The organism is Sphingobium naphthae (assembly GCF_043589935.1).
Taxonomy (GTDB): Bacteria; Pseudomonadota; Alphaproteobacteria; order Sphingomonadales; family Sphingomonadaceae; genus Sphingobium; species Sphingobium naphthae_A.
The window spans coordinates 2,079,379-2,098,843 of the sequence record NZ_CP171454.1 but is presented as its reverse complement, the minus strand read 5'-3'; the positions used below and the strand labels follow the sequence as shown (position 1 = coordinate 2,098,843).

The 19,465-nt window shown below is 64.0% G+C and carries 19 protein-coding genes; 15 read left to right on the top strand and 4 right to left on the bottom strand.

Annotated features, from left to right (window positions below):
- The first annotated feature begins 53 nt into the window (after nucleotides 1-53).
- From ACGGKE_RS10410 to ACGGKE_RS10380, 7 genes are all read left to right on the top strand, one after another.
- On the top strand, nucleotides 54-848 hold the full coding sequence (locus ACGGKE_RS10410; RefSeq protein WP_394437609.1) for an ImuA family protein: 795 nt from the start codon (nucleotides 54-56) through the stop codon (nucleotides 846-848).
- A 172-nt stretch (nucleotides 849-1,020) separates the two neighbouring features.
- The gene (locus ACGGKE_RS10405) at nucleotides 1,021-2,571 is read left to right on the top strand and encodes a Y-family DNA polymerase (protein WP_394437607.1); all 1,551 of its coding nucleotides are present in this window, start codon (nucleotides 1,021-1,023) and stop codon (nucleotides 2,569-2,571) included.
- Nucleotides 2,568-5,852: an error-prone DNA polymerase gene (locus ACGGKE_RS10400; protein WP_394437605.1), complete on the top strand. Its 3,285-nt coding sequence runs from the start codon at nucleotides 2,568-2,570 to the stop codon at nucleotides 5,850-5,852. The genes ACGGKE_RS10405 and ACGGKE_RS10400 overlap by 4 nt, the downstream gene beginning before the upstream one ends.
- Before the next feature lie 28 nt (nucleotides 5,853-5,880).
- Nucleotides 5,881-6,159: a hypothetical protein gene (locus ACGGKE_RS10395; protein ID WP_394437603.1), complete on the top strand. Its 279-nt coding sequence runs from the start codon at nucleotides 5,881-5,883 to the stop codon at nucleotides 6,157-6,159.
- 4 nt (nucleotides 6,160-6,163) lie between these two features.
- Nucleotides 6,164-6,577 carry a thermonuclease family protein gene (locus ACGGKE_RS10390; protein WP_394437601.1) on the top strand — a complete coding sequence of 138 codons (414 nt, stop codon included), beginning with the start codon at nucleotides 6,164-6,166 and terminating at the stop codon, nucleotides 6,575-6,577.
- 5 nt (nucleotides 6,578-6,582) lie between these two features.
- Nucleotides 6,583-7,152, top strand: a complete 570-nt coding sequence (locus ACGGKE_RS10385; RefSeq protein WP_394437599.1) for an alpha-ketoglutarate-dependent dioxygenase AlkB — start codon at nucleotides 6,583-6,585, stop codon at nucleotides 7,150-7,152.
- The gene (locus ACGGKE_RS10380; protein WP_394437597.1) at nucleotides 7,149-7,484 is read left to right on the top strand and encodes a hypothetical protein; all 336 of its coding nucleotides are present in this window, start codon (nucleotides 7,149-7,151) and stop codon (nucleotides 7,482-7,484) included. The genes ACGGKE_RS10385 and ACGGKE_RS10380 overlap by 4 nt, the downstream gene beginning before the upstream one ends.
- Here the strand turns inward: ACGGKE_RS10380 and xth are convergent.
- Both xth and ACGGKE_RS10370 read right to left on the bottom strand, forming a co-directional pair.
- Nucleotides 7,481-8,278 (bottom strand): exodeoxyribonuclease III, encoded by a 798-nt coding sequence (gene xth / locus ACGGKE_RS10375; RefSeq protein WP_394437595.1) that lies wholly within the window; start codon nucleotides 8,276-8,278, stop codon nucleotides 7,481-7,483. The genes ACGGKE_RS10380 and xth overlap by 4 nt on opposite strands.
- Before the next feature lie 28 nt (nucleotides 8,279-8,306).
- Complete coding sequence (locus ACGGKE_RS10370; protein ID WP_394437593.1) at nucleotides 8,307-8,879, bottom strand: transcriptional regulator; 573 nt, start codon at nucleotides 8,877-8,879, stop codon at nucleotides 8,307-8,309.
- A gap of 107 nt (nucleotides 8,880-8,986) precedes the next feature.
- Here ACGGKE_RS10370 and ACGGKE_RS10365 point away from each other — a divergent pair, with 107 nt between their 5' ends.
- The 5 genes from ACGGKE_RS10365 (at nucleotide 8,987) to ACGGKE_RS10345 (ending at nucleotide 11,751) form a co-directional block, all read left to right on the top strand.
- Complete coding sequence (locus tag ACGGKE_RS10365; RefSeq protein WP_394437591.1) at nucleotides 8,987-9,601, top strand: YbhB/YbcL family Raf kinase inhibitor-like protein; 615 nt, start codon at nucleotides 8,987-8,989, stop codon at nucleotides 9,599-9,601.
- A complete protein-coding gene (locus tag ACGGKE_RS10360) occupies nucleotides 9,598-10,074 on the top strand; it encodes a DUF3429 domain-containing protein (RefSeq protein WP_394437589.1) in 477 nt (158 codons plus the stop codon). The genes ACGGKE_RS10365 and ACGGKE_RS10360 overlap by 4 nt, the downstream gene beginning before the upstream one ends.
- Nucleotides 10,075-10,079: 5 nt before the next feature.
- Nucleotides 10,080-10,568, top strand: a complete 489-nt coding sequence (locus ACGGKE_RS10355) for a metallophosphoesterase (protein ID WP_394437587.1) — start codon at nucleotides 10,080-10,082, stop codon at nucleotides 10,566-10,568.
- A gap of 174 nt (nucleotides 10,569-10,742) precedes the next feature.
- A complete protein-coding gene (locus tag ACGGKE_RS10350; RefSeq protein WP_394437585.1) occupies nucleotides 10,743-11,549 on the top strand; it encodes a S1/P1 nuclease in 807 nt (268 codons plus the stop codon).
- A gap of 1 nt (nucleotide 11,550) precedes the next feature.
- On the top strand, nucleotides 11,551-11,751 hold the full coding sequence (locus ACGGKE_RS10345) for a DUF5818 domain-containing protein (RefSeq protein WP_394437583.1): 201 nt from the start codon (nucleotides 11,551-11,553) through the stop codon (nucleotides 11,749-11,751).
- A gap of 144 nt (nucleotides 11,752-11,895) precedes the next feature.
- On the opposite strand, the gene ACGGKE_RS10340 is transcribed toward ACGGKE_RS10345, so the two are convergent.
- Complete coding sequence (locus ACGGKE_RS10340; protein ID WP_394437581.1) at nucleotides 11,896-12,363, bottom strand: hypothetical protein; 468 nt, start codon at nucleotides 12,361-12,363, stop codon at nucleotides 11,896-11,898.
- A gap of 295 nt (nucleotides 12,364-12,658) precedes the next feature.
- On the opposite strand from ACGGKE_RS10340, the gene ACGGKE_RS10335 reads away from it, so the two are divergent.
- Together ACGGKE_RS10335 and ACGGKE_RS10330 are read left to right on the top strand one after the other, a co-directional pair.
- Nucleotides 12,659-14,260 carry an ATP-binding protein gene (locus ACGGKE_RS10335; protein ID WP_394437579.1) on the top strand — a complete coding sequence of 534 codons (1,602 nt, stop codon included), beginning with the start codon at nucleotides 12,659-12,661 and terminating at the stop codon, nucleotides 14,258-14,260.
- Nucleotides 14,260-14,838: a response regulator transcription factor gene (locus ACGGKE_RS10330; protein ID WP_394441892.1), complete on the top strand. Its 579-nt coding sequence runs from the start codon at nucleotides 14,260-14,262 to the stop codon at nucleotides 14,836-14,838. The genes ACGGKE_RS10335 and ACGGKE_RS10330 overlap by 1 nt, the downstream gene beginning before the upstream one ends.
- Before the next feature lie 231 nt (nucleotides 14,839-15,069).
- Here the strand turns inward: ACGGKE_RS10330 and ACGGKE_RS10325 are convergent, their stop codons facing one another.
- The gene (locus ACGGKE_RS10325; protein WP_394437577.1) at nucleotides 15,070-16,092 is read right to left on the bottom strand and encodes a helix-turn-helix transcriptional regulator; all 1,023 of its coding nucleotides are present in this window, start codon (nucleotides 16,090-16,092) and stop codon (nucleotides 15,070-15,072) included.
- A 32-nt stretch (nucleotides 16,093-16,124) separates the two neighbouring features.
- Between ACGGKE_RS10325 and ACGGKE_RS10320 the strand changes: the two genes are divergently transcribed.
- Nucleotides 16,125-19,460 (top strand): TM0106 family RecB-like putative nuclease, encoded by a 3,336-nt coding sequence (locus ACGGKE_RS10320; protein WP_394437575.1) that lies wholly within the window; start codon nucleotides 16,125-16,127, stop codon nucleotides 19,458-19,460.
- Nucleotides 19,461-19,465 lie beyond the last annotated feature (5 nt).

Genomic DNA, 19,465 nt, shown 5'->3' with positions numbered 1-19,465 from the left:
ACGAATCTCGGTCGCGCAAGGAACATAAAGGGAACATTTGAGTCGATGTTCCCATGTCCGTCCCTTCGTCCCTTCCCGCTTCATCGGCGGCCGATCCGATTGCAAAGCTGCGTGAAGCGGTCGTGCAGACGCGTGGCCCGTCTACTCCAAGCCTGCCCTTCGGCATTGGGCTTATGGACGAGAGGCTGGCCAGCGGTGGCGTCGACGGCGCTGGTCTCCATGAGTTCGCCGCCGCCTCATCCAGTCTCAATGACGATGCCGCCGTTACGCTCTTTCTCGCTGGCATAGCGGCGCGGTTCGCGGCAGATGCTCGCCAGACCGTCTGCTGGGCGATGACAGCCTTCGATCTCTATGCGCCCGGGCTGGAGCAGGTCGGTCTTGGACCGGACAAGCTGCTCTATGCGCAGGGCCGCAAGGATGTGGATGTCCTTGCCATTGCCGAGGATGCGCTGCGCGATGGTTCACTTGCCTGCGTGATCGCGGAAGTGAAGTCCGCTGACATGACGGCGACCCGGCGGTTGCAGCTTGCGGCCTCGGACGGACAGACGCCCATGCTGCTCTATCGCCGCCACCGCACGCGCGATCGCTGCCCCCTGTCCTCCCCCTCCTCCGCCATGACACGCTGGCGCATCGGCTGCGCACCATCGGAGCGTCTGCCCTGGCCGGGCGTTGGCCGGGCCCATTGGCAGGTCGAGCTTGTGCGACAGCGCAATGGCGATCCCTTTTCCCTCGAACTGGAGGCGTGCGATGCCAAGGGTCGCCTCGCTCTTCCTGCCACATCTGGCGATCGAGCGGCTGCGCCGCGTCGAGCGGATGCGCGGGACAGCGCCATCAGCCGCGCCGCCTGACACGGTGTCGCAACCGCGCTTCGCGGACCCCGTTGACGACAACCCGGGAGCCTGCTCCGTGCCACGCGGCGGTGGATGGCGGCCGGGTGCGCGTTGGGCGCGGGATGGAGCTACAAGCGGACGTCCGTCCCAGGCGGCGATCGACGCGCTGCCCGCGCATCAGCGGCCCACCATGCGCGAAATGGGGCGGCGCAGCGAGCATGCCGAACATCCCTTCAAGGCCATGCCGTCCGACGAGGTGGGTGGCACGGCGTCGGCGCCGTCAGTCAGCTGGGCAACCCTCTGGGGGAAGCCAACCGTGCTGGTTCTGCGTACAGGGCAGCGCGACGTGATAACGGCCGCCTGCCCGGTGGCGCTCGACCTTGGCCTGCGACCGGGAATGGTCGCAGCGCATGCCCGCGCGCTGGTCTCCGATCTTGAGGTGAGGGACGCAGAGCCGGAGGCGGATCGCGCCCTGCTCGACCGGCTGGCACTCCACGCCGTTCGGCACTGGACGCCGACGGCAAGCATCTCGGGCGAGGACGGTCTGTGGCTCGACCTTACCGGCACGACCCACCTGTTCGGTGGGGAGGAGCGTTTCTGCCGTCGGTTGCTCGCCTTTCTCAAGCGCCTTGGCTTTACCGCTCGCATCGCCATTGCAGGGACGCCCGGCGCCGCGCATGCGCTGGCGCGCTTTGGCCGCGAGGATAGAACGCTGCTTGATGCTGGGCAGGAGGCGCAGGCGCTCGCCGATCTGCCACTTGCAGTGCTCCGCCTCGAACCAGACGCACTGGCCGCAGCGGCCCGGTTCGGCCTCGAACGCATAGCCGATCTCTACCCCATGCCGCGTGGTCCGCTGGCCCGGCGCCTCGGCCTCAGGACTGTCGAGCGTCTGGATCAGGCGCGTGGTCTTGTGGCTGAGCCGATCATCCCGGTCGTGCCAACAGAGGCTCCGGTCGTGACACGACACCTTCTCGAGCCGATCGGCACACCTGAAAGCATCACGCAGGTCATTTCCGACCTTGTCGATGATCTGGTGGCCGAGCTTCTCCAGCGTGGAGTCGGCGCGCGCATGGTCCTGCTTACAGCGGTGCGGGTGGATGGCGAGCCGCAGCGACTTGGTATCGGCGCTTCGCGTGCTACGCGCGACGCCAGGCACCTCAAGCGCATGTTCGGCCTCAGGCTTGCGCAACTGGAACCAGGCCTCGGCATCGAGACGATGCATCTGGCCGTGCCACATCATGAGCCCCTCGGCGCTGAGGCGGTGGGTGCGCTGCTGGAATCGTCCCGCAAAGGCCGCGATCTCGCACCACTAGTCGACCAGCTGAGCGCGCGTGCCGGAGAAGCGGCGCTGTTCCGATTGTCCTCTCATGAGAGCGATGTCCCGGAGCGCGCGGTCCGCCGCATCCCGGCACTGGAAACACCCCAGGCCTCGCCATGCTGGAAGCGCCCGGTTCGGCTGCTACGCCGTCCCGAGCTCTTGTCCAACGTGGTGGCGCTGATGCCCGACCACCCGCCGCGACGCTTCACCTGGCGACGGCAGGATTATCGCGTGGTGGCCGGAGACGGCCCCGAGCGCATTCATGGCGAGTGGTGGCGCACAGACCGCGAGCAATGGGCGGTGCGCGACTATTACAGGGTCGAAGCGGAGGGTGGTCAGCGCTTCTGGCTGTTCCGGCGCGGCGACGGCGTCGATGCTGAAACCGGGGACTTGAGCTGGCACATGCACGGGCTGTTCGGATGAGCGCCGGCATCATCCCCGCGACCACCTATGTCGAGCTGCAGGTCACCAGCCATTTCTCCTTCCTTCGCGGTGCGTCCTCGCCTGAAGAGCTGTTCTCGGCGGCGGCACTCCTAGGGCACAGGGCCATGGGCTTGGCCGATCGCAGTTCGGTTGCTGGCGTCGTGCGCGGCTGGGCGGGTCAGAAGGCGACGGGCGTGCGGATGATCCCGGGCAGCCGGGTCGATCTTACCGATGGACGCGCGCTACTGCTCTATCCCAGAACCCGAGCCACCTGGTCGCGGCTAACGCGGCTGCTCTCGATCGGCAAGGCGGGCGGCGGTAAGGGCTGCTGCATCCTCGATTGGGCCGACGTTGCTGCTCATGCCGAAGACATGGTCGCGATCCTCATCCCCGACATGCCGGACACGGTGACCGCGGATCATTTGCGCGACCTGCGCGCCGTCTTTAGCGAGCGCGGCTTTTGCGCCATGTCGCTGCGTCGGCGCCCGGATGACGCCGATCGGCTGCATCGGCTTGATGCGCTGGCTCGCGCGCAGGGCGTTCGCTGCGTCGCCACGGGAGATGTCCTCTATCACAGCAGCGAGCGACGCCCGTTGCAGGATGTCATGAGCGCCATCCGCGAGCGATGCACCATCGATGAGCTGGGCTTCCGGCGCGAACGCTTCATGGATCGAAACCTCAAATCCCCTACCGAGATGGAGCGGCGCTTCGCCGCCTTCCCAGACGCCATCCAGGCGAGCGCCGACATCGCCGCGCAATGCACATTCGACCTTGGAGAAATCCAGTATCAATATCCCTATGAGCAGGTGATGCAGGGCCGCACCGCCCACGAGGCGCTGGCGGCATTGACGGAGCAGGCCGCAGCCGTTCACTTTCCCGATGGCGTGCCGCAGCGCTACCGTCAGCAGATCGATCATGATCTCAGGCTCATCGCCGAGCTTGATTATGCGCCCTATTTTCTCACGGTCCATTCGATCGTCGCGGAGAGCAAACGGCGCGGCATCCTGTGCCAGGGGCGTGGTTCGGCGGCCAATAGCTGCGTCTGCTTCCTCCTCGGGGTCACGTCGATCGATCCGATCCAGCATGAACTACTGTTCGAGCGGTTCGTCTCGGGCGAGCGGCGTGAGCCGCCCGATATCGACGTCGATTTCGAGCATGAGCGGCGCGAGGAGATCATCCAGTGGATCTATGACAGCTATGGCCGGGATCGCTCGGCGCTGACGGCGGTGGTGACCCGCTACCGCACCCGCGGTGCCGTCGCCGAGGTCGGGAAGGCACTCGGCCTGCCGCGTGATCTCACCAAGATGCTGACCGGCCTGGTCTGGGGCTGGTCGATGGACGGCATTCCGCAGGAGCAGATCGAGAGCCTCAACCTCAATGCCGAGGATCATCGGCTAAAACTCACCCTCGATCTTGCCCGCCAGCTCATCGGCACGCCCCGCCACCTCTCCCAGCATCCCGGCGGCTTTGTCCTGACGCAGGACCGGCTCGACGATCTCGTGCCGATCGAGCCCGCGCGCATGGAAGACCGGCAGATCATCGAGTGGGACAAGGACGACATCGACGCCCTGAAGTTCATGAAGGTCGATGTGCTGGGTCTTGGCATGCTCGGCTGCATGAACCGCGCCTTCACCCTGCTCGAACAGGAGAAGGGCGTCACAAAGACCATGGCTGACCTGCAGGACGATGATCCGCAAGTCTTCGGCATGATCCAGAAGGCCGATACGCTCGGCACATTCCAGATCGAAAGCCGGGCGCAGATGTCGATGCTGCCGCGCATGAAGCCGCGCGCCTTCTATGATCTCGTCATCCAGGTTGCGATTGTTCGCCCCGGCCCGATCCAGGGCGACATGGTCCATCCCTATCTCCGCCGCCGTGAGGGCAAGGAGAAGCCCGAATATCCCAAGCCGCAGCTTCGCGCGGTGCTTGAAAAGACGCTGGGCGTTCCGCTCTTCCAGGAGCAGGCGATGAAGGTCGCGATCGTGGGCGCGGGGTTCACTCCGGTCGAGGCCGATCAGCTGCGCCGCGCCATGGCGACGTTCAAGCTCACCGGAGGGGTCAGCCATTTCTACGACAAGCTGGTCGGCGGTATGATCGCCAATGGCTACACGAAGGAATTTGCCGAGCGAACCTTCAAGCAGATCGAGGGGTTCGGCAGCTACGGCTTTCCCGAGAGCCACGCCGCCTCCTTCGCCAAGATCGCCTATGCCTCCTGCTGGATGAAATATCATCATCCGGACGTCTTCTGCGCCGCCCTCCTGAATGCGCAGCCAATGGGCTTCTATGCGCCTGCGCAGATTGTGAGGGACGCCCGCAATCATGGGGTTGAGGTGCGACCGGTCTCGATCAACCACAGCCATTGGGACTGCACGCTGGAACAGACGAGCGGACGCTATCTGGCGGTGCGCCTCGGGTTCCGCAGCGTGCGTGGGTTAGCCAATGCCCATGGCGCGGCCATCGTCGCCGCGCGTGGTCCAGCGTCCTACGAAAGCGTCGAGGATGTCTGGCGGCGGGCCAGGGTGCCCCGCGCCGCGATCGAGCGCCTGGCTGAGGCCGATGCGTTTCATTGCCTCGCGCAGGATCGGCGGCAGGGTCTGTGGAAGGTGAAAGGCCTTGGCGAAGCGCCCTTGCCCCTGTTCGCAGCGGCCGATGCCCGCGCCGGCCTCTTCTCGCCCGAGGGGCAGGAACCCGATGTCGCCCTCGCCCCAATGACTGCTGGTCGCGAGGTGGTGGAGGATTATCGCTCGACCCAGCTTTCGCTACGCGGCCATCCGTTGCAGTTCCTGCGCGCTGAGCTCGACGCCATGCGGATCGTGCGCTGCGCCGATCTTCCTTCGATCCGTGACGGGCGCAACATCGAGGTGGCAGGCGTCATCCTCGTGCGCCAGCGGCCCGGTTCGGCCAAAGGCGTACTGTTCGTCACCATCGAGGACGAGACGGGCGTCGCGCAGGGCATCCTCTGGCCAGACCGGTTCGAGACCTATCGCCGGCAGGTGATGTCCGCCTCCATGATCGCGATGCGCGGGCGACTGCAGAAGGAAGGTGAGGTCATCCACATCATCTGCGATCGCATCGTCGATCATGACGCGATGCTGCGCTCGATCGGGCGGATGGACTTTACCGTTGCACCAGGCCGCGGCGATGGCGCATCGCACGGCGGCGGGCCCGATCCGCGAGACCCGGCGTTCCCGAGCGGCCGCACCTTGTCCTCGCCGCCGTTCACGACGCGTGCCCCGCAGGATGACGAGCTCCTGCCTATCCGCAGCCATGACTTCCACTGACATGACGGTGAGCCCGGCAGGAACGATCATGCGTGCGCTCGATGTGCTGCGCGAAGCAGCAGCCATGAAGAGCCAGGCGCGCACGCGCGGGGTCGCGCTCGCACTCTGGGTGCTGCGTGGTCATTGCCCGGACGAATGGCTGGTCGCCTTCTGGGATGCGGCTGGCTCGGATCATGAGATCGGCCGCAGCCAGGGCATGCACGCGGCCTATAACGGCATCGTTCGCCAGGTGCGAACGAGCGGCGCTCTTGCAGATGCACAGGCACCAAGGGTGAACTTGACCGCCACCCCCCCCATATCGAAGTGAACCTATGAAGCTCAGCATCCTCCTTTATACTGCCGCAGTCATCGCGGCGATCACGCCAGTCGGGCCCGCCATGGCCGACCCTTGTAATGGGCCGCTACCCACGAAGGGCGTCCGCTTTTCAGCTGTGGTGCGCTATGTCGGCGATGGCGACAGCCTCTGCGTCGGACCTGCAGGTCGACCTGACCGCTGGGTGGAGGTTCGCCTCGCCGACTTCTACGCACCCGAACTGCATGAAGAGGGCGGCAGGGACGCGAAGCGCCGGCTCGAGCGCCTCGTGCTAGGACGAACTCTCGTCTGCCACGCCGGCCTCCGCAGCTACGATCGCGTCGTCGCCGCCTGTTACCGCCATGGCCATTCCGTCGGCGCGCTTCTCAGGGCCGCTGGAGACCCGGAAGGCGGGCGCGGCAAGCGGAACTGACCTCGATGTTCGATCTGTTCGACCTACCCGCCGTGCCTGGCCTCTCGTTTTACGATGATGTGATAACGGATGCGCAGGAGGCTGCATTCATCGCGCACATCGATGCCTGCGATCTCACGCCCTTTCGCTTTCAGCAATGGACGGGAAAGCGCCTTACCTACTCCTACGGCTGGAGTTATGACTTCGAGCATGTCCGCTTCGCGCCCGCCGAGCCGATGCCGGACTGGCTCCTTGACGTGCGAGGCCGCGCGGCTGCCTTCGCCGGGCTTTCAGCGGACGAACTCGTCCAGGCGCTGCTGATCCGCTACGATCCGGGTGCTGGCATCGGCTGGCACAAGGACAGGTCGGTGTTCGAGCATGTGGTCGGTATCTCGCTGGGCAGCGAGGCCGTCCTTCGCCTGCGCCGTCGGACCCAGACCGGATTCGATCGCGCCGAAGTCACGTTGCCACCGCGCTCCATCTACCATCTGTCCGGCGAAGTGCGTCATGCCTGGGAACATAGCATCGCGCCAATGGACGTGCCGCGCTGGTCGATCACCTTCCGCAGCCTGTCGGACAAGAGCCGCAGGGCATGAGCGGTCGCTCTTACCACACCACGCCCGACGGGCGCTATTTCGTGGTGCGCGGGCGACTCTGGCGCGCGAGCGACCCCGCTATCGAGCCGGAAAAGCGGGAACGTCTGGTCAAGGATTTGATGGATGCGCGCCGGGCCGTCGGCGCAGCCAAGCGCAAAGCCGATCAGGCTGCCGAAACAGCCGCGCATGAAGCGGTCGATCGCGCCAAGGTGGCGTTGGGCGAACGCGGCCCGGTCTGGTGGGACGATGGCGCGCCCGATCTCAACCGTCATCTCGCCCGCACCGGACCCTATGCGGAATGGTATGCCAGCCTGCCCGAAGAAGAGCGCTAGGCCTTCCGTTTACGCGACGGCTTGTCGGCTATTTCAACGACGACCGGCGCATGGTCGCTGGTCTTCTCCCAGCCGCGCGGACGGCGATCGACCTCTGCCGAGACGAGCCGCGCCTTCGCCTTGTGGTTGAGAAGAATGTGATCGATCCGCAGCCCCGCATCGCGCTCGAACGAATTGCGCCAATATTTCCAGAAGGTGTAGACGCGCTCGCCGGGGTGAAGATGCCGCAGTGCATCCGTCCAACCCTGAGCGAGCAGTTGGGCATAGGCCTCTCGGACTTCCGGCGCGAACAGCGCGTCGTCGCGCCAGCGTTCGGGCACATAGACATCGAGATCGGTCGGCATGACATTGAAGTCGCCAGCGATGAATACGGGCGCATCAAGGGAGACGAGTGTCGAGAGATGGTCGCGCAGGCGATCGAACCATCGCAGCTTGTAATCGAACTTCGGGCCGGGGCGGGGGTTGCCGTTGGGCAGATAAAGGCCACCGATTAGCACACCATTGACCGCCGCTTCGATATAGCGGCTCTGCACATCCTCCTGCTCTCCGGGAAGACCGCGACGTGTTTCGTGGATCTCGCCGACACGGCTCAATATGGCGACGCCATTCCAGCTCTTCTGCCCGAGCCAGATCGCATCATAGCCAAGCTCGCGGATGGAGCTTTCAGGAAAGCGCTCGTCGGGTGCCTTCAATTCCTGCAAACAGACAACGTCCGGCTCAGCAAGCTCCAGCCAGCGCAGCAGCACCGCCAGCCGTCCGTTGATCCCGTTCACATTGTAGGTCGCGATCTTCATGGGCTGACCACCTGGTGCGGCAAGCCGTTCATGACTCTCGCCTCGTCCGACCCATGTCCCTTACCCTGCGCGTTGCCGCGTCGTGGACCGCAAGCCATTGGGCTCGCTCGGCCCGTGCGTCTTCGAGCGCCCGATGCGCTGGCTGACTGCCCCTCACCCGCGCCTCGACTTCCGCCAAGATGTCGCCGATGGTAGCGGCCAGTCGGTCGGGCGGCAGCACGGGCTGCAAGATGCTCGTCGCGGTATTCCACATTTCGTCGTCGCTGTCGCGCAGGCGCAGCCGATGACGCGGCAATCCTGCAGCGCGCAGCAGGGCGCTCAACCACTTGCCATCCCATGAAGGTGCGCTCGCCAGCAGGTTATGCCCGTCGAGCGCCTCGACCATGTGGGCCGCGACGACATCGTGCGGCGTGCCTTCTTCGAGCAATCGCTCTCGCGCAATGTGATGGATCGCCTCGGCCTCCTCGTCCCAATCTGTCCAGTCTGGTGCGGGCCGGATCAGATAGGCCTCGGCCTGACCATCCTCGAAGACCCAGCCAACCTCAATCGGATAGCTGCGCTTGCTCAAGGAGGAGGCTTCGAAGTCGAGAAACACGAGCATGATGGCATAACGCGTCAGCCCGACTTTTCTCCGCGCTTGTCTCCCCCCGCACAGGGAACGGTTTCGGCCTCGTAGCGCTTCTCCTTCGTCAACGGAGGAAATCGTTCATGCTCGAACATGTGCCTGCTTGGATGGGAAAGCTCTTCTCCAATGTCCGAGCGGGGCATGAGAAGCTGGCGTTCATGAAGGCGGGGGTCAACCCGGATACACCCATGATCGACCTTTCCAGCACGGCGTTCGCAGCTGGAGCCCGCCTGCCCGACCGCTTCACCGCCGATGGCGACGGCGTGTCTCCGCCACTTCTCTGGGCCACCCTGCCGGAAGGCACCACAAGCCTTGCGCTGATCGTAGAAGATCCCGATGCCCCCGCCCCTAACCCGCTCGTTCACGCACTGGTCCTGAACATACCAGCGGATCAGGGCCGCATCGGGGAAGGCAAAATAGCTGAGGACAGCCCGCTTGCCGCCCTTGTTGGCCGCAACAGCTATGGAGCGCGCGCATGGTTGCCGCCCGATCCACCCACAGATCATGGCAATCATGATTATGTATTTCAACTTTTCGCGCTGAACGCGCCTGTCGAAACAGGAGACGATCCGGGACGCTCTGACCTCATCGAGGCGATCACCGGCAAAGTGCTTGGCGCGGGTGTGCTGATCGGCACCTATTCGCGCGGTGAGGCTGCACCATCCGCGCCTGTTGCGACCGCGCTGGCACCCGGATGAGAGAATTGTCGTTGTCACGACCGAAGGACAAGGTGCCGCTCGACAGCGTGATATTCGGCTATGGACCGATGTTGCCCTTCCTCGCCGCCGCCGTCGGCGTCTGGTTGATGCCACCGCCATGGCCAGGTCTTGCGCGGGATATGGTCATCTTTTGGGGCGCCCTGATACTCGCGTTTGTCGCGGGGGTGCGGCGCGGCTTCGGGTTCGGGGCTCCAGCAGCATCAACTCCTGCGGCGATCGCGGCGATGCTGCTCTACTTCGTGCCAGCAGGCGTCGCGCTGCTGCTGCATTGGGCGGACCATTTCAGCCTCGCGCTGGCCGTTCTGATTGCGGGCTATGCCCTGGTTGCAATGTTCGACGCTCACGCCGCGAAGGCTGGCAATGCGCCCGGCCATTTTGCACGCATAAGGCCGCCGCAGATGATGATCGCCATGGTCGGGCTGGCCGCTGTTCTCGCACATTCACGGACGTAGCCCTCATGGCGATCTTCTTTACCGCTGATACTCACTTTGGTGATCACCGCACGATCAACATCCACAAGCGCCCGTTTGCGTCTGTTGCCGAAATGGATGCGCATATCTCGATGCGCTGGAACGAGGTGGTCCGTCCTGACGATACCGTCTGGCACCTTGGCGATGTCGCACGAGGAGCGGCACAGATCTCGCGCGTTCAGAGCCTGAACGGTATCAAACATCTGGTGCGCGGCAATAACGATGACGACGTCGTCGCTCATGCCGACATATGGGCCAGCGTGAACCATTATGCCGAAATTGAAACCGCCGATCACAGGCTCGTTCTATGTCACTACCCCTTTCGATCGTGGAGCGGTCAACATCGCGGGTCCATCAATTTGCACGGCCACAGCCATGGCAAGCTGAAGCCCATGCCCCGCCAGTTCGATATCGGTGTAGATGCGCAGGACTATGCCCCTGTTCGGCTGGAAGACCTGCTGCGATCCAAGATCTGATGATCCGCACCAGACCGCGTCCTGGTCGGGCAAGACGGCACGGCGGCCGCGACGAGTATGTTGGTCTGAACGCGGCGCCATACAGATTGGCCGGTAGGCTTGGGTTCCCGTCCCCCCGGCCCTGCAGCCACATGGAAGCATTGCTTTTTCACGTCCGGAAGGCATGAGGCTGTCATGCATAAACCTCTCCTCATTCTTGCTGCTTTTACCCTTTCTGCACCCGCACTGGCCTGGGGACCAACTGGCCACAGGATCACAGGTGCAATTGCAGAGGAAAATTTGAGCGGTGTGGCCCGCGCCAACGTTCATATCCTCCTGGGCAATGAGGATCTGGCGGAAGCTGCCACATGGCCGGACGATCAGAAGTCCAATCCGGCACCCTTCTGGCAGGAGCAGGCGAGCCCATGGCATTATGTCACGGTCCGGCAGGGAGATAAGTATCAGGCGTCCGACGCTCCCACCGAAGGCGACGCGATAACTGCGCTGACCCGCTTTACCGCATCGCTGCGCGATCCAAAGGCTTCGATAAATGACAAACGCCTTGCGTTGCGTTTCATCGTCCACATCATCGGCGACCTCCATCAGCCGCTTCATGCGGGCGGCGGCGATGATCGCGGCGGCAATGACTTCAAGGTGACATGGTTCGGCAAGGCATCGAACCTACATTCGGTCTGGGATTCCGGTATGATCGAGCAGCGCGCGCTGTCCTATTCGGAATATGCTGGATGGCTCTCGCGCTCAATCACGCCGGAGCAGATGATCGCGTGGACAGACCCGACGCCATCCGTCTGGATCCATGAGAGTATCGCTCTTCGCAAGACGATCTATCCGGAGAACGCCGATCTGTCTTGGAACTATGCCTATCAGCACCGCTCCGAGATCGACGATCGCCTTAAGCGAGGCGGGATTCGGATAGCCGCCTTTCTCAACCAATTGTTCGAGCCGTCTTCCGCCCCCCTCCTCAAGCCTGGGAGGCGATGACATGCCGCGTGGCGCACTCCACGAGGAAGAGGGCATCCTGCTGGATCAAGGCATCTATCCCGTCCTGAAGATCGACGAAGGCGGTCGCTGGCGTCTGGACACATCATGCCGCTACCGTCATCTCGTCGGGCAACGGGTCCGCGTCGTGGGGGTGCGCGTCGACTTCGATATGCTCGACGTCAGGCGGGTTGATCCTGCTTGAATCGATCGACCTCGACTGCGGTGCATCTTGAAACCGTCGATCTCCAGCTATTGTGTGAACGCCACAAGAGTGGGCGTGCACCCATGAGCAAAGGTCGGCTTGCTGCAAGGAAGCATGGCAATGAAACGACGCCCTTCACACCTGCTAACCCGTCACGCAGGGACTAATCGTCAGCCCACCGCTTGAAGAGAATGATTTTATGACGCCCCTGATCCTGACGTGTCGACGCGTCGCGTCTTTCATGAATGCGTCACCATCTCCCGGCGACAGCTGACAGTCGATCTTTGTCTGCATGCCAAGAGAGTAGTCATTGAGAAGAGACAGGTCGCCGCCCTTCTCCCAGCTCGAGTTGTCGTAGCTGTATACGCCGAAGTCCTTGAACTCGACGATCTTACCTTCCGCCATGCCCAACGTCTTGGCCAGCGAGGGATCAACCGCCATTTTGGCGATGTATTCGCTCTCACCCGCAAACGTGATTTCCGGCGCGGTGTTGCGGACGTCCACATCAGCCGCTGCCGTTTCGGCACCGTTGGCAGCTTGATCGCCGCTGCCGCATGCGGCCAGCGAGGTGCAAAGAAGCACCGGAAGAATGAATTTGGAACCGTATGGCATGAAACCCCCAGAACTGAGTAGAATGCGAACCCCGTCACTTGAACTTCAGGCGATCACAGGGTCATGAGATGATAGAAAGTCAGTATTTCAACCATCCGGGAAATATCCTGTGGTTGAATTCCTACGGAAGAGGCGTGCCTGGGTGAGTTATGCTGGGGGATTGCCTGTCGTTACCAACCAGCGCATCAACTTTGCGCATTCCCGACTTACAGATCCGGTCCATCGGTGACATCGTCAAAAAAGATCCGGGTATTTTCCGGCTTTGTGAGAGGGTGCCGCACTGTAAGGGGAAGGCATGGTGTTTTCCTCCACCCTCCTCCGCAATGTCAGGGCATGGCTACCAGATGCTGAACAGTGTCTGCTTCTGGTGCTCTATGCCGCAGGGTTCTGGGTGGCGCACTGGGTCGCCGGCTTCTGGGGAGGCGCAGGCTTCTATTCGCTCTGGTATCCAGCGGCGGGTCTCCGCCTCGCTCTTCTTTGGCACTGTGGCGCCAGGCTAACGCCTGCGATCGCCATAACCGAGCTACTGGTCGATTTGACCAAGGGCGTCTTCACCTTCATGTCGCCCGATTGGCCGACGATCCTTCTAGGCATCGTGCGTCCCGTCGTAGCCTACGGGGTGACGGTCGGCATCATCCGCTGGCTAGCGAGTGGATCCCGGGCGAACCTGCTGACGCCGCCGATGCCGTTCGGCCTCGCGGCCGTCGCGGCCCCGAACGTGGCCGCGCTCACCGCAATTCCGCAGGCGCTGAGCCGGCCCGACCTCACCGATGTCCAGACAGTCCATGACGTTATCACGTCGCTTGCAGCATTCACCGTCGGCGATCTCCTTGGCGTCCTGATCGTCGCACCGCCGCTGCTCTGGATCGCTGACGTCACTGCTACCCGCCGCTCCGTGCCGCACTTGACCGCCGCCACCTTTCCATGGCAAGCCATTGTCGAGGGAGGCGCCCTGCTCATCCTGGCCCTGCTCTCAACCGAACTGCTCCGACGCGTAGGACTTGGCATCCAGCCGATGCCGGCCGTCCTGGCGGTAGCCTGGACGGGCCTGCGTTTCGGTCGCGCGGCGGCATGGCTGTCTCTCCTTGCAATAGCGTTGCTGGTCCTTCCCCATAGTGCGGCGGACATGGAGACCGGCACTCGGCTCCAGCTTCACCTCGGGCTCGCGACCGTGGTGGTGGTGGGCTATCTTGCCGGTAGCTTCGCCGACGCGCAGAAGCAGGCGCGCATCGATGTCGAGCGGCGCGATAGGCTGCTCTTCCAAGCGGAGCGCCTCAAGACCCTCCGCGCCATGTCAGTCGCCGTGATCCACGAGATCAGCCAGCCGCTCTCCACGCTAGCGATCGAGGCCCGGCATCTGCATGGGATCACCGCAGATGCCGATACCGAGATCGCAGAGAGCGCCGCACTCATAGACCGCAAGGCCGCCACACTGTCCGACCTAGTGAGGCGGCTGCGCCGTTATGGTGGCCGCTCTGTGGACGAGCCCACGCCCCTGCCGGTGACGGCGCTGATCGACGCCGTTGCGGGAATGATCGAGCCGGAGGCAAAGGTGAGTGGGGTGACGCTGATCATCGACACCATATACCCGGACCTCGTCGTGATGGCGCAGGAGGTCGAGCTGTCCCAAGCGCTCATGAATCTTCTGCGCAACGCAATCCAGGCGACAGGCGACGGATTGGTGCGGGTCGCAACCACCGTGCGAGAGGATCGGGTCGAGATCCTGGTCCTCAATCGTTACAGCGCAGACATACTGCCAAAGGCTGGAATGGGTGTCGGGACATTGGTGTCGCGCGCGATCGTCGAAGCGCACGGCGGCGCGCTCACCCGCGAGATCTCCGAAACCGGAGAAGTGCGGGCCGCCATCATACTCCCATTGAAGAAGGACCTGAAATGATGGACGAAGTGCAGCGGGTCTACGTGGTCGATGACGATCGCGACCTCGGCGCGAGCGTTGCGCGGCTGCTTCGGCGCAGCGGCTACCAGGCCGAACCCTTCCTTGACCCTGTCATGCTGCTTGACGTCTACGCCGCCGCCCCCGCCGACTGCATCGTGACAGACGTGATGATGGGTGACCTCGACGGCTTCGCCTTCGCCGATCGGATCAGGGCGCTGGATGCGGCAAGCGCCTTGGTGTTCATGACGGCGTGGCCGACTACCGCGAATGCCGTAGACTCCGTCCGGCGTTACGGCGGACTGGATTATCTCGAGAAGCCGCTGGATGAGGATCGCCTTCTGGCTGCGGTGAGGGAGGGGGTCCAGTGGTCCCACCAGCGGAGGCGCCAGATCGCGCGAACCGCAACGCTGACGCCAAGGGAACGACAGGTATTCGAACTGCTCGTCCAGGGACACAGCAACAAGGTGGTCGCAGGCCTGCTCAATCTCAGCCCAAAGACTGTGGAGGACCACCGGGCGTCGATCATCTCCAAGACGGGCGTGAACGGCTTGGCGCAACTCATCGCTCTCAACGCATGAGGGCCAACCGGGAAATTCCCGGATAGCTTTGGGACGCCCTGACGGACAATGATCGAGCAGTCGGTCCTGCGGGAGCGGCGCCGGGCGGCGTTTGCGACCCACGTCGCCCGGATTACGTCAGCCAAGAGGAGACTTGTGATTTTCGTCACTTGAGGTGCGACCGCTTCCCACTTGTCGACCGTCCGTCGGGTGTCCAGCTCCTCTCGGGCCTTCATCCACAGCGACGATGCGTCAGGGCAGAGCCGCGAACGAACGCCGGTGATCATGCACCATCTCGCGCAGTTCGTCCGGCGCCAGCACCTCGACCGCGTCGCCCCACGAGTAGAGGTGCCAAGTCATCTCGAGGAAACCGGAGGCATTGAAGCGCACGATGAGCGAGCCGTCCTCGAGATCCTCCGTCATCTGCGTCGGATGGAATACATATCGCCGCGCGTGCGCCGCAGCGTCGGGTCGAAAGCGCCAAACAACCTCGCAGAATTCCCGCTCGCTCTCGTAGGAGCCGAAACCCCTTTCCGCGTGACGCTTGAGATCGAAGTCCGGATCGATCTCGAAGTAGTCGGCCAGCACCTCGGCCTCGTAGATCTCCTCCACCCTGTAGTGCTGCAGTCTTCCATGCGGCCCCTTAGCCGTATCAAGAGCCACGAGGTAGCGGCGGACGCCGAGCAGAAGGCCATGAGGGGCCACGATCCTCTCGCGCGGTTCGTCCTCGTCGCGGCGGCGGTACATGATGCGCAGCAGGCTGAGGCCCTTGATCGCCTCGTAGATGGCATCGAGCACCTCCTCCCGGGCGGCTGGCCGCGGACCGGGTCGAGCAGCATGCCCGAGCGCCTCGAGCAGCGCCTCCTTGTCGACCTCCAGCCGCGTACCGCGCTCAGGCGGGATCAGCGCCCTAACCTTTCGCTCCAGGCTGCGAGCATGGGCCGCCTCCTTTGGCAGGCCGGCATGCTCAAGCTGAGAGATGGCCTCGGCAAGAGCGACCAGTTCCTCCGACGAGGGCGTGAGCAGTGGCGCGATGGCGCGTGCAGGAATCGTCCACCGCGCACGACGGTCCTCGCCGATCGACGGATCGGTCTGGGGAAAGGCCGCCATCAGGGCCCCGGTCATGCGCTGCGCAGTTCGCTCCGAGCAGCCGAACTCCTCGACGATATCGTCCAGCGTTACGCCGCGACGGGCCGTCGCCATCATCGCGAGTCTGAGCAGTTCCTGCGCCTTGGAGAAAGCCATGTCTTCACCCCGACAGATTTTGTCACCCATATGTGTCATAGGTAGCGTGGAAGGGGAACGCCATGCGGAATGTTGATGGAAGTCTTCGACTCTCGGCCTCGGACCTGATGCGGTTCAAGGGCTGTCGGCACGCGACGACGCTGGATCTGCGCTACATGGAGACGGGAGACATCGTGCCGGCGGCGGATGGGGAGGAAGCCTTGCTGCTGCAGAAGCAGGGCGACGCGCACGAACTGGCCTTCCTTGACAGCCTGCGGCAGTCAGGCCGGTCCGTAGCCGAGATCCCCAAGGCTGGCATCCCGCTCGAACGCTCTGTCGACCTCACCATCGAGGCCATGAAGGAAGGACCCGACGTCATCTTCCAGGGTGCCCTGCTTGGCGGCGCGTGGGGCGGCTACACCGACTTCCTCGAGCGGGTCGAGACGCCGTCATCCCTCGGCGCCTGGTCCTATGAGGTGGTGGACACTAAGCTGAAGCGCCGGCCCGATCCCAAGCACGTCCTACAGCTCTCCCTCTACTCCGACCTTCTGACCGACGTCCAGCAGGTCAGACCCGAGCAGGCCCATCTCCAGCTGGGCGATGGCAGCCGTTTCTCCATCCGCCTTGCGGACGTTGCATCCTATGCGCGCCATTCCCGATCCGTGTTCGAGACATTCCTCCTCGAACGTCCGGCGACCCGCCCGGACCCAGTGTCCGGATGCACCCTGTGCAGATGGAAGGACCATTGCCGCGAGGAGTGGGAACGGGACGACAGCCTCTCCCTTGTGGCCGGCATCACGCGGTCGCAGCGCGGCAAGATGGAGGCGCATGGCATCACGACGCTCTCCGCCCTCGCCGACGTCGAGACGCGGATACCGAGGCTCGCTCCGGACGTGCAGGCGCGCCTGGCGACGCAGGCCAAATTGCAGAGGAGCCGCCGCGCTGGTGGACCGCCGGGCTTCGAACTCCGCGACTTCGAGCCGGGCAAGGGCTTCGGCCTGCTACCTGAGCCTGACGACGGCGACCTCTTCTACGACATCGAGGGCGACCCCTACTATGAGGGCGGGCTCGAGTATCTCCATGGTGTCTGGTTCCGCGACCACGGCGAATGGGCCTTCCGCGCATTCTGGGCGCACGATCGGGTTGCCGAGGGCAAGGCGGTTGCCGACCTGCTGGATTTCTTCGTTGAGCGGCTCCGTGCATATCCGAGGGCGCGCATCTACCACTACGCCAACTACGAGATCGCGGCGCTTCGCCGCCTCACCGCCGCCCACCGCGTCGGCGAGGCCGCTATGGATCAGCTTCAGCGGGAGCGTCGCTTCGTAGACCTCTACAAGGTGGTCTCCGGCGCGCTCGTCGCGTCCGAGAAGGGATACTCGATCAAGGATCTTGAGGCCTTCTACATGGAGAAGCGCGACGCCGACGTTGCGACCGCCGGAGCCAGTGTAGTGTTCTACGAGAACTGGCGTGAGACCGGGGACAGCGAGCTCCTGGACAAGATCCACGACTACAATCGCACCGACTGCATATCGACCCAGTTGCTGCGCGACTGGCTTGTTCGAGACGTGCGCCCCGCTGGGATGCCCTGGCCAGGGCTAGGGGAGGTGCCCGCCGCCGGCACGCTGTCCAACGTCGCGGCGGAGGACGAGGAGGTGGAGATTCTCCGCCGCCGCCTGGAACCCGTGCGTGCGAGACTCGGCGACAAGGTGGCGGACCTCCTCCTCGATCTCGCCTTCTTCCACAAGCGCGAGGACAAGCCGGCCTGGTGGGCGATCTTCGACCGGCTCGCGCAGGACAGCGACGAGCTGATCGACGACCTCGAGTGCATCCAGGGGCTGGTCGCGATGGGGCCGCCCGTCAAGGTCACGGCCAAGTCGTTCGAGCGCACCTACCGCTTCCCTCCCCAGGAGACGAAGCTGCGAGCAGGCAAGAAGCCTTGCGTCAAGCCGGCAGCCATGCCGGAGGATGTCGATCTCCGCGAGGTGGACACAGAGGCCGGCGTCCTCGTCCTGCGCCGTTCGACCGCCAAGGGCGCCCTCCCCGACACGCTTGACCTCATTCCTGGAAAGCCCATCCAGAACGGCACCCTGCGCAATGCGGTCGCCGCGGTCATTGACGAGATTGTCCAAAACACTGGCAAGGCGCGGGCAGTCGAGCAGCTGCTTACCCGCAGCCCCCCGCAGTTTCGCGGGGGTCTCCGCCCGGGCGGCATCGTCAATGGGGACGGGGACCTCCCGGCGCAGACCAGCGCCGCGATCGCCGACATGGCTGACACGACCCTCGCCATCCAGGGCCCGCCGGGCACGGGCAAGACCTATGTGAGCGCACTCGCGATCCTCGATCTCGTGCGCGCAGGCAAACGCGTCGCGGTTTCCTCCAACAGCCACAAGGCAATCGGAAACCTCCTCAAGGCCGTCGCCGCACGAGCGGCCGCCGAGGGCGTGCGATGCCGCATCGCGCAGAAGGCGAACGACGATGGGGACGACGACGACGTCTCCGGGATTTCCCTCGTTCGCGACAATGACGCGCCCGAGATCCAGAGCGCGCAGGTCGTCGGCGCCACGGCCTGGCACTTCGCGCGCTACGACGCGCCCGCCTTCGACCATCTCTTCGTGGATGAGGCAGGGCAGGTCTCCCTCGCCAATATCCTTGCCATGTCGCGCGCCGCACGGAACCTCGTCCTCGTGGGCGATCCGATGCAGCTACCCCAGCCGCTGCAGGGCACGCATCCCGGCAGCAGCGGAAAGTCGTGCCTTGAGCATCTCATCGGCGAGCACCGCGTGGTGCCTGGTGACCGCGGCATATTCATGCCCGTCAGCCGACGCATGCATCCCATGGTGTGCGGTTTCATCTCGTCGGCTGTCTACGAGGGCAGGCTCCATTCGGACTACGACGCGGGCCTTCAGGTTCTGCGCTCACGTTCTGGCGCCTCGCTGGTTGGTGCTGGCGTCAGGGTAGTGCCCCATACCGGACGATCGCAGGTCAGCCCCGAGGAGATCGACGCCATCCTCGCCCACATCGGCGAGATCGTTGGATCGACCTACAGGGCGCGCGACGGATCTGAGCGCATCGTGGGACACGCCGACATCCTTGTGGTTGCGCCCTACAACGCGCAGGTGAACGCGCTGCGGACCGCCCTTCCTCCCGCTGTACGCGTCGGCACGGTGGACAGGTTCCAGGGACAGGAGGCCCCGGTCTGCCTGGTTTCGATGACGACGTCGAGCGGCGAGGAGCTTCCTCGCGATATCGACTTCCTCTTCTCCCTCAACAGGATCAATGTGGCGGTATCCCGTGCACAGGTGTCCGCGACGGTGTTCGCGAGCCCCCTGCTTCTCGAGACACCCTGCAGAACCGTCCAGGAGATGACGCTTGTGAATGCAATTTGTCTTCTACGCGAGCACGGGGGTGACAGCTTCTGACACCT

Coding starts and splice junctions, on each gene's coding strand:
- ACGGKE_RS10410 (WP_394437609.1), top strand. CDS start 54: ATGTCCGTCCCTTCGTCCCTTCCCGCTTCATCGGCGGCCGATCCGATT.
- ACGGKE_RS10405 (WP_394437607.1), top strand. CDS start 1,021: ATGCGCGAAATGGGGCGGCGCAGCGAGCATGCCGAACATCCCTTCAAG.
- ACGGKE_RS10400 (WP_394437605.1), top strand. CDS start 2,568: ATGAGCGCCGGCATCATCCCCGCGACCACCTATGTCGAGCTGCAGGTC.
- ACGGKE_RS10395 (WP_394437603.1), top strand. CDS start 5,881: ATGCGTGCGCTCGATGTGCTGCGCGAAGCAGCAGCCATGAAGAGCCAG.
- ACGGKE_RS10390 (WP_394437601.1), top strand. CDS start 6,164: ATGAAGCTCAGCATCCTCCTTTATACTGCCGCAGTCATCGCGGCGATC.
- ACGGKE_RS10385 (WP_394437599.1), top strand. CDS start 6,583: ATGTTCGATCTGTTCGACCTACCCGCCGTGCCTGGCCTCTCGTTTTAC.
- ACGGKE_RS10380 (WP_394437597.1), top strand. CDS start 7,149: ATGAGCGGTCGCTCTTACCACACCACGCCCGACGGGCGCTATTTCGTG.
- xth (WP_394437595.1), bottom strand. CDS start 8,278: ATGAAGATCGCGACCTACAATGTGAACGGGATCAACGGACGGCTGGCG.
- ACGGKE_RS10370 (WP_394437593.1), bottom strand. CDS start 8,879: ATGCTCGTGTTTCTCGACTTCGAAGCCTCCTCCTTGAGCAAGCGCAGC.
- ACGGKE_RS10365 (WP_394437591.1), top strand. CDS start 8,987: ATGCTCGAACATGTGCCTGCTTGGATGGGAAAGCTCTTCTCCAATGTC.
- ACGGKE_RS10360 (WP_394437589.1), top strand. CDS start 9,598: ATGAGAGAATTGTCGTTGTCACGACCGAAGGACAAGGTGCCGCTCGAC.
- ACGGKE_RS10355 (WP_394437587.1), top strand. CDS start 10,080: ATGGCGATCTTCTTTACCGCTGATACTCACTTTGGTGATCACCGCACG.
- ACGGKE_RS10350 (WP_394437585.1), top strand. CDS start 10,743: ATGCATAAACCTCTCCTCATTCTTGCTGCTTTTACCCTTTCTGCACCC.
- ACGGKE_RS10345 (WP_394437583.1), top strand. CDS start 11,551: ATGCCGCGTGGCGCACTCCACGAGGAAGAGGGCATCCTGCTGGATCAA.
- ACGGKE_RS10340 (WP_394437581.1), bottom strand. CDS start 12,363: ATGCCATACGGTTCCAAATTCATTCTTCCGGTGCTTCTTTGCACCTCG.
- ACGGKE_RS10335 (WP_394437579.1), top strand. CDS start 12,659: ATGGTGTTTTCCTCCACCCTCCTCCGCAATGTCAGGGCATGGCTACCA.
- ACGGKE_RS10330 (WP_394441892.1), top strand. CDS start 14,260: ATGGACGAAGTGCAGCGGGTCTACGTGGTCGATGACGATCGCGACCTC.
- ACGGKE_RS10325 (WP_394437577.1), bottom strand. CDS start 16,092: ATGGGTGACAAAATCTGTCGGGGTGAAGACATGGCTTTCTCCAAGGCG.
- ACGGKE_RS10320 (WP_394437575.1), top strand. CDS start 16,125: ATGCGGAATGTTGATGGAAGTCTTCGACTCTCGGCCTCGGACCTGATG.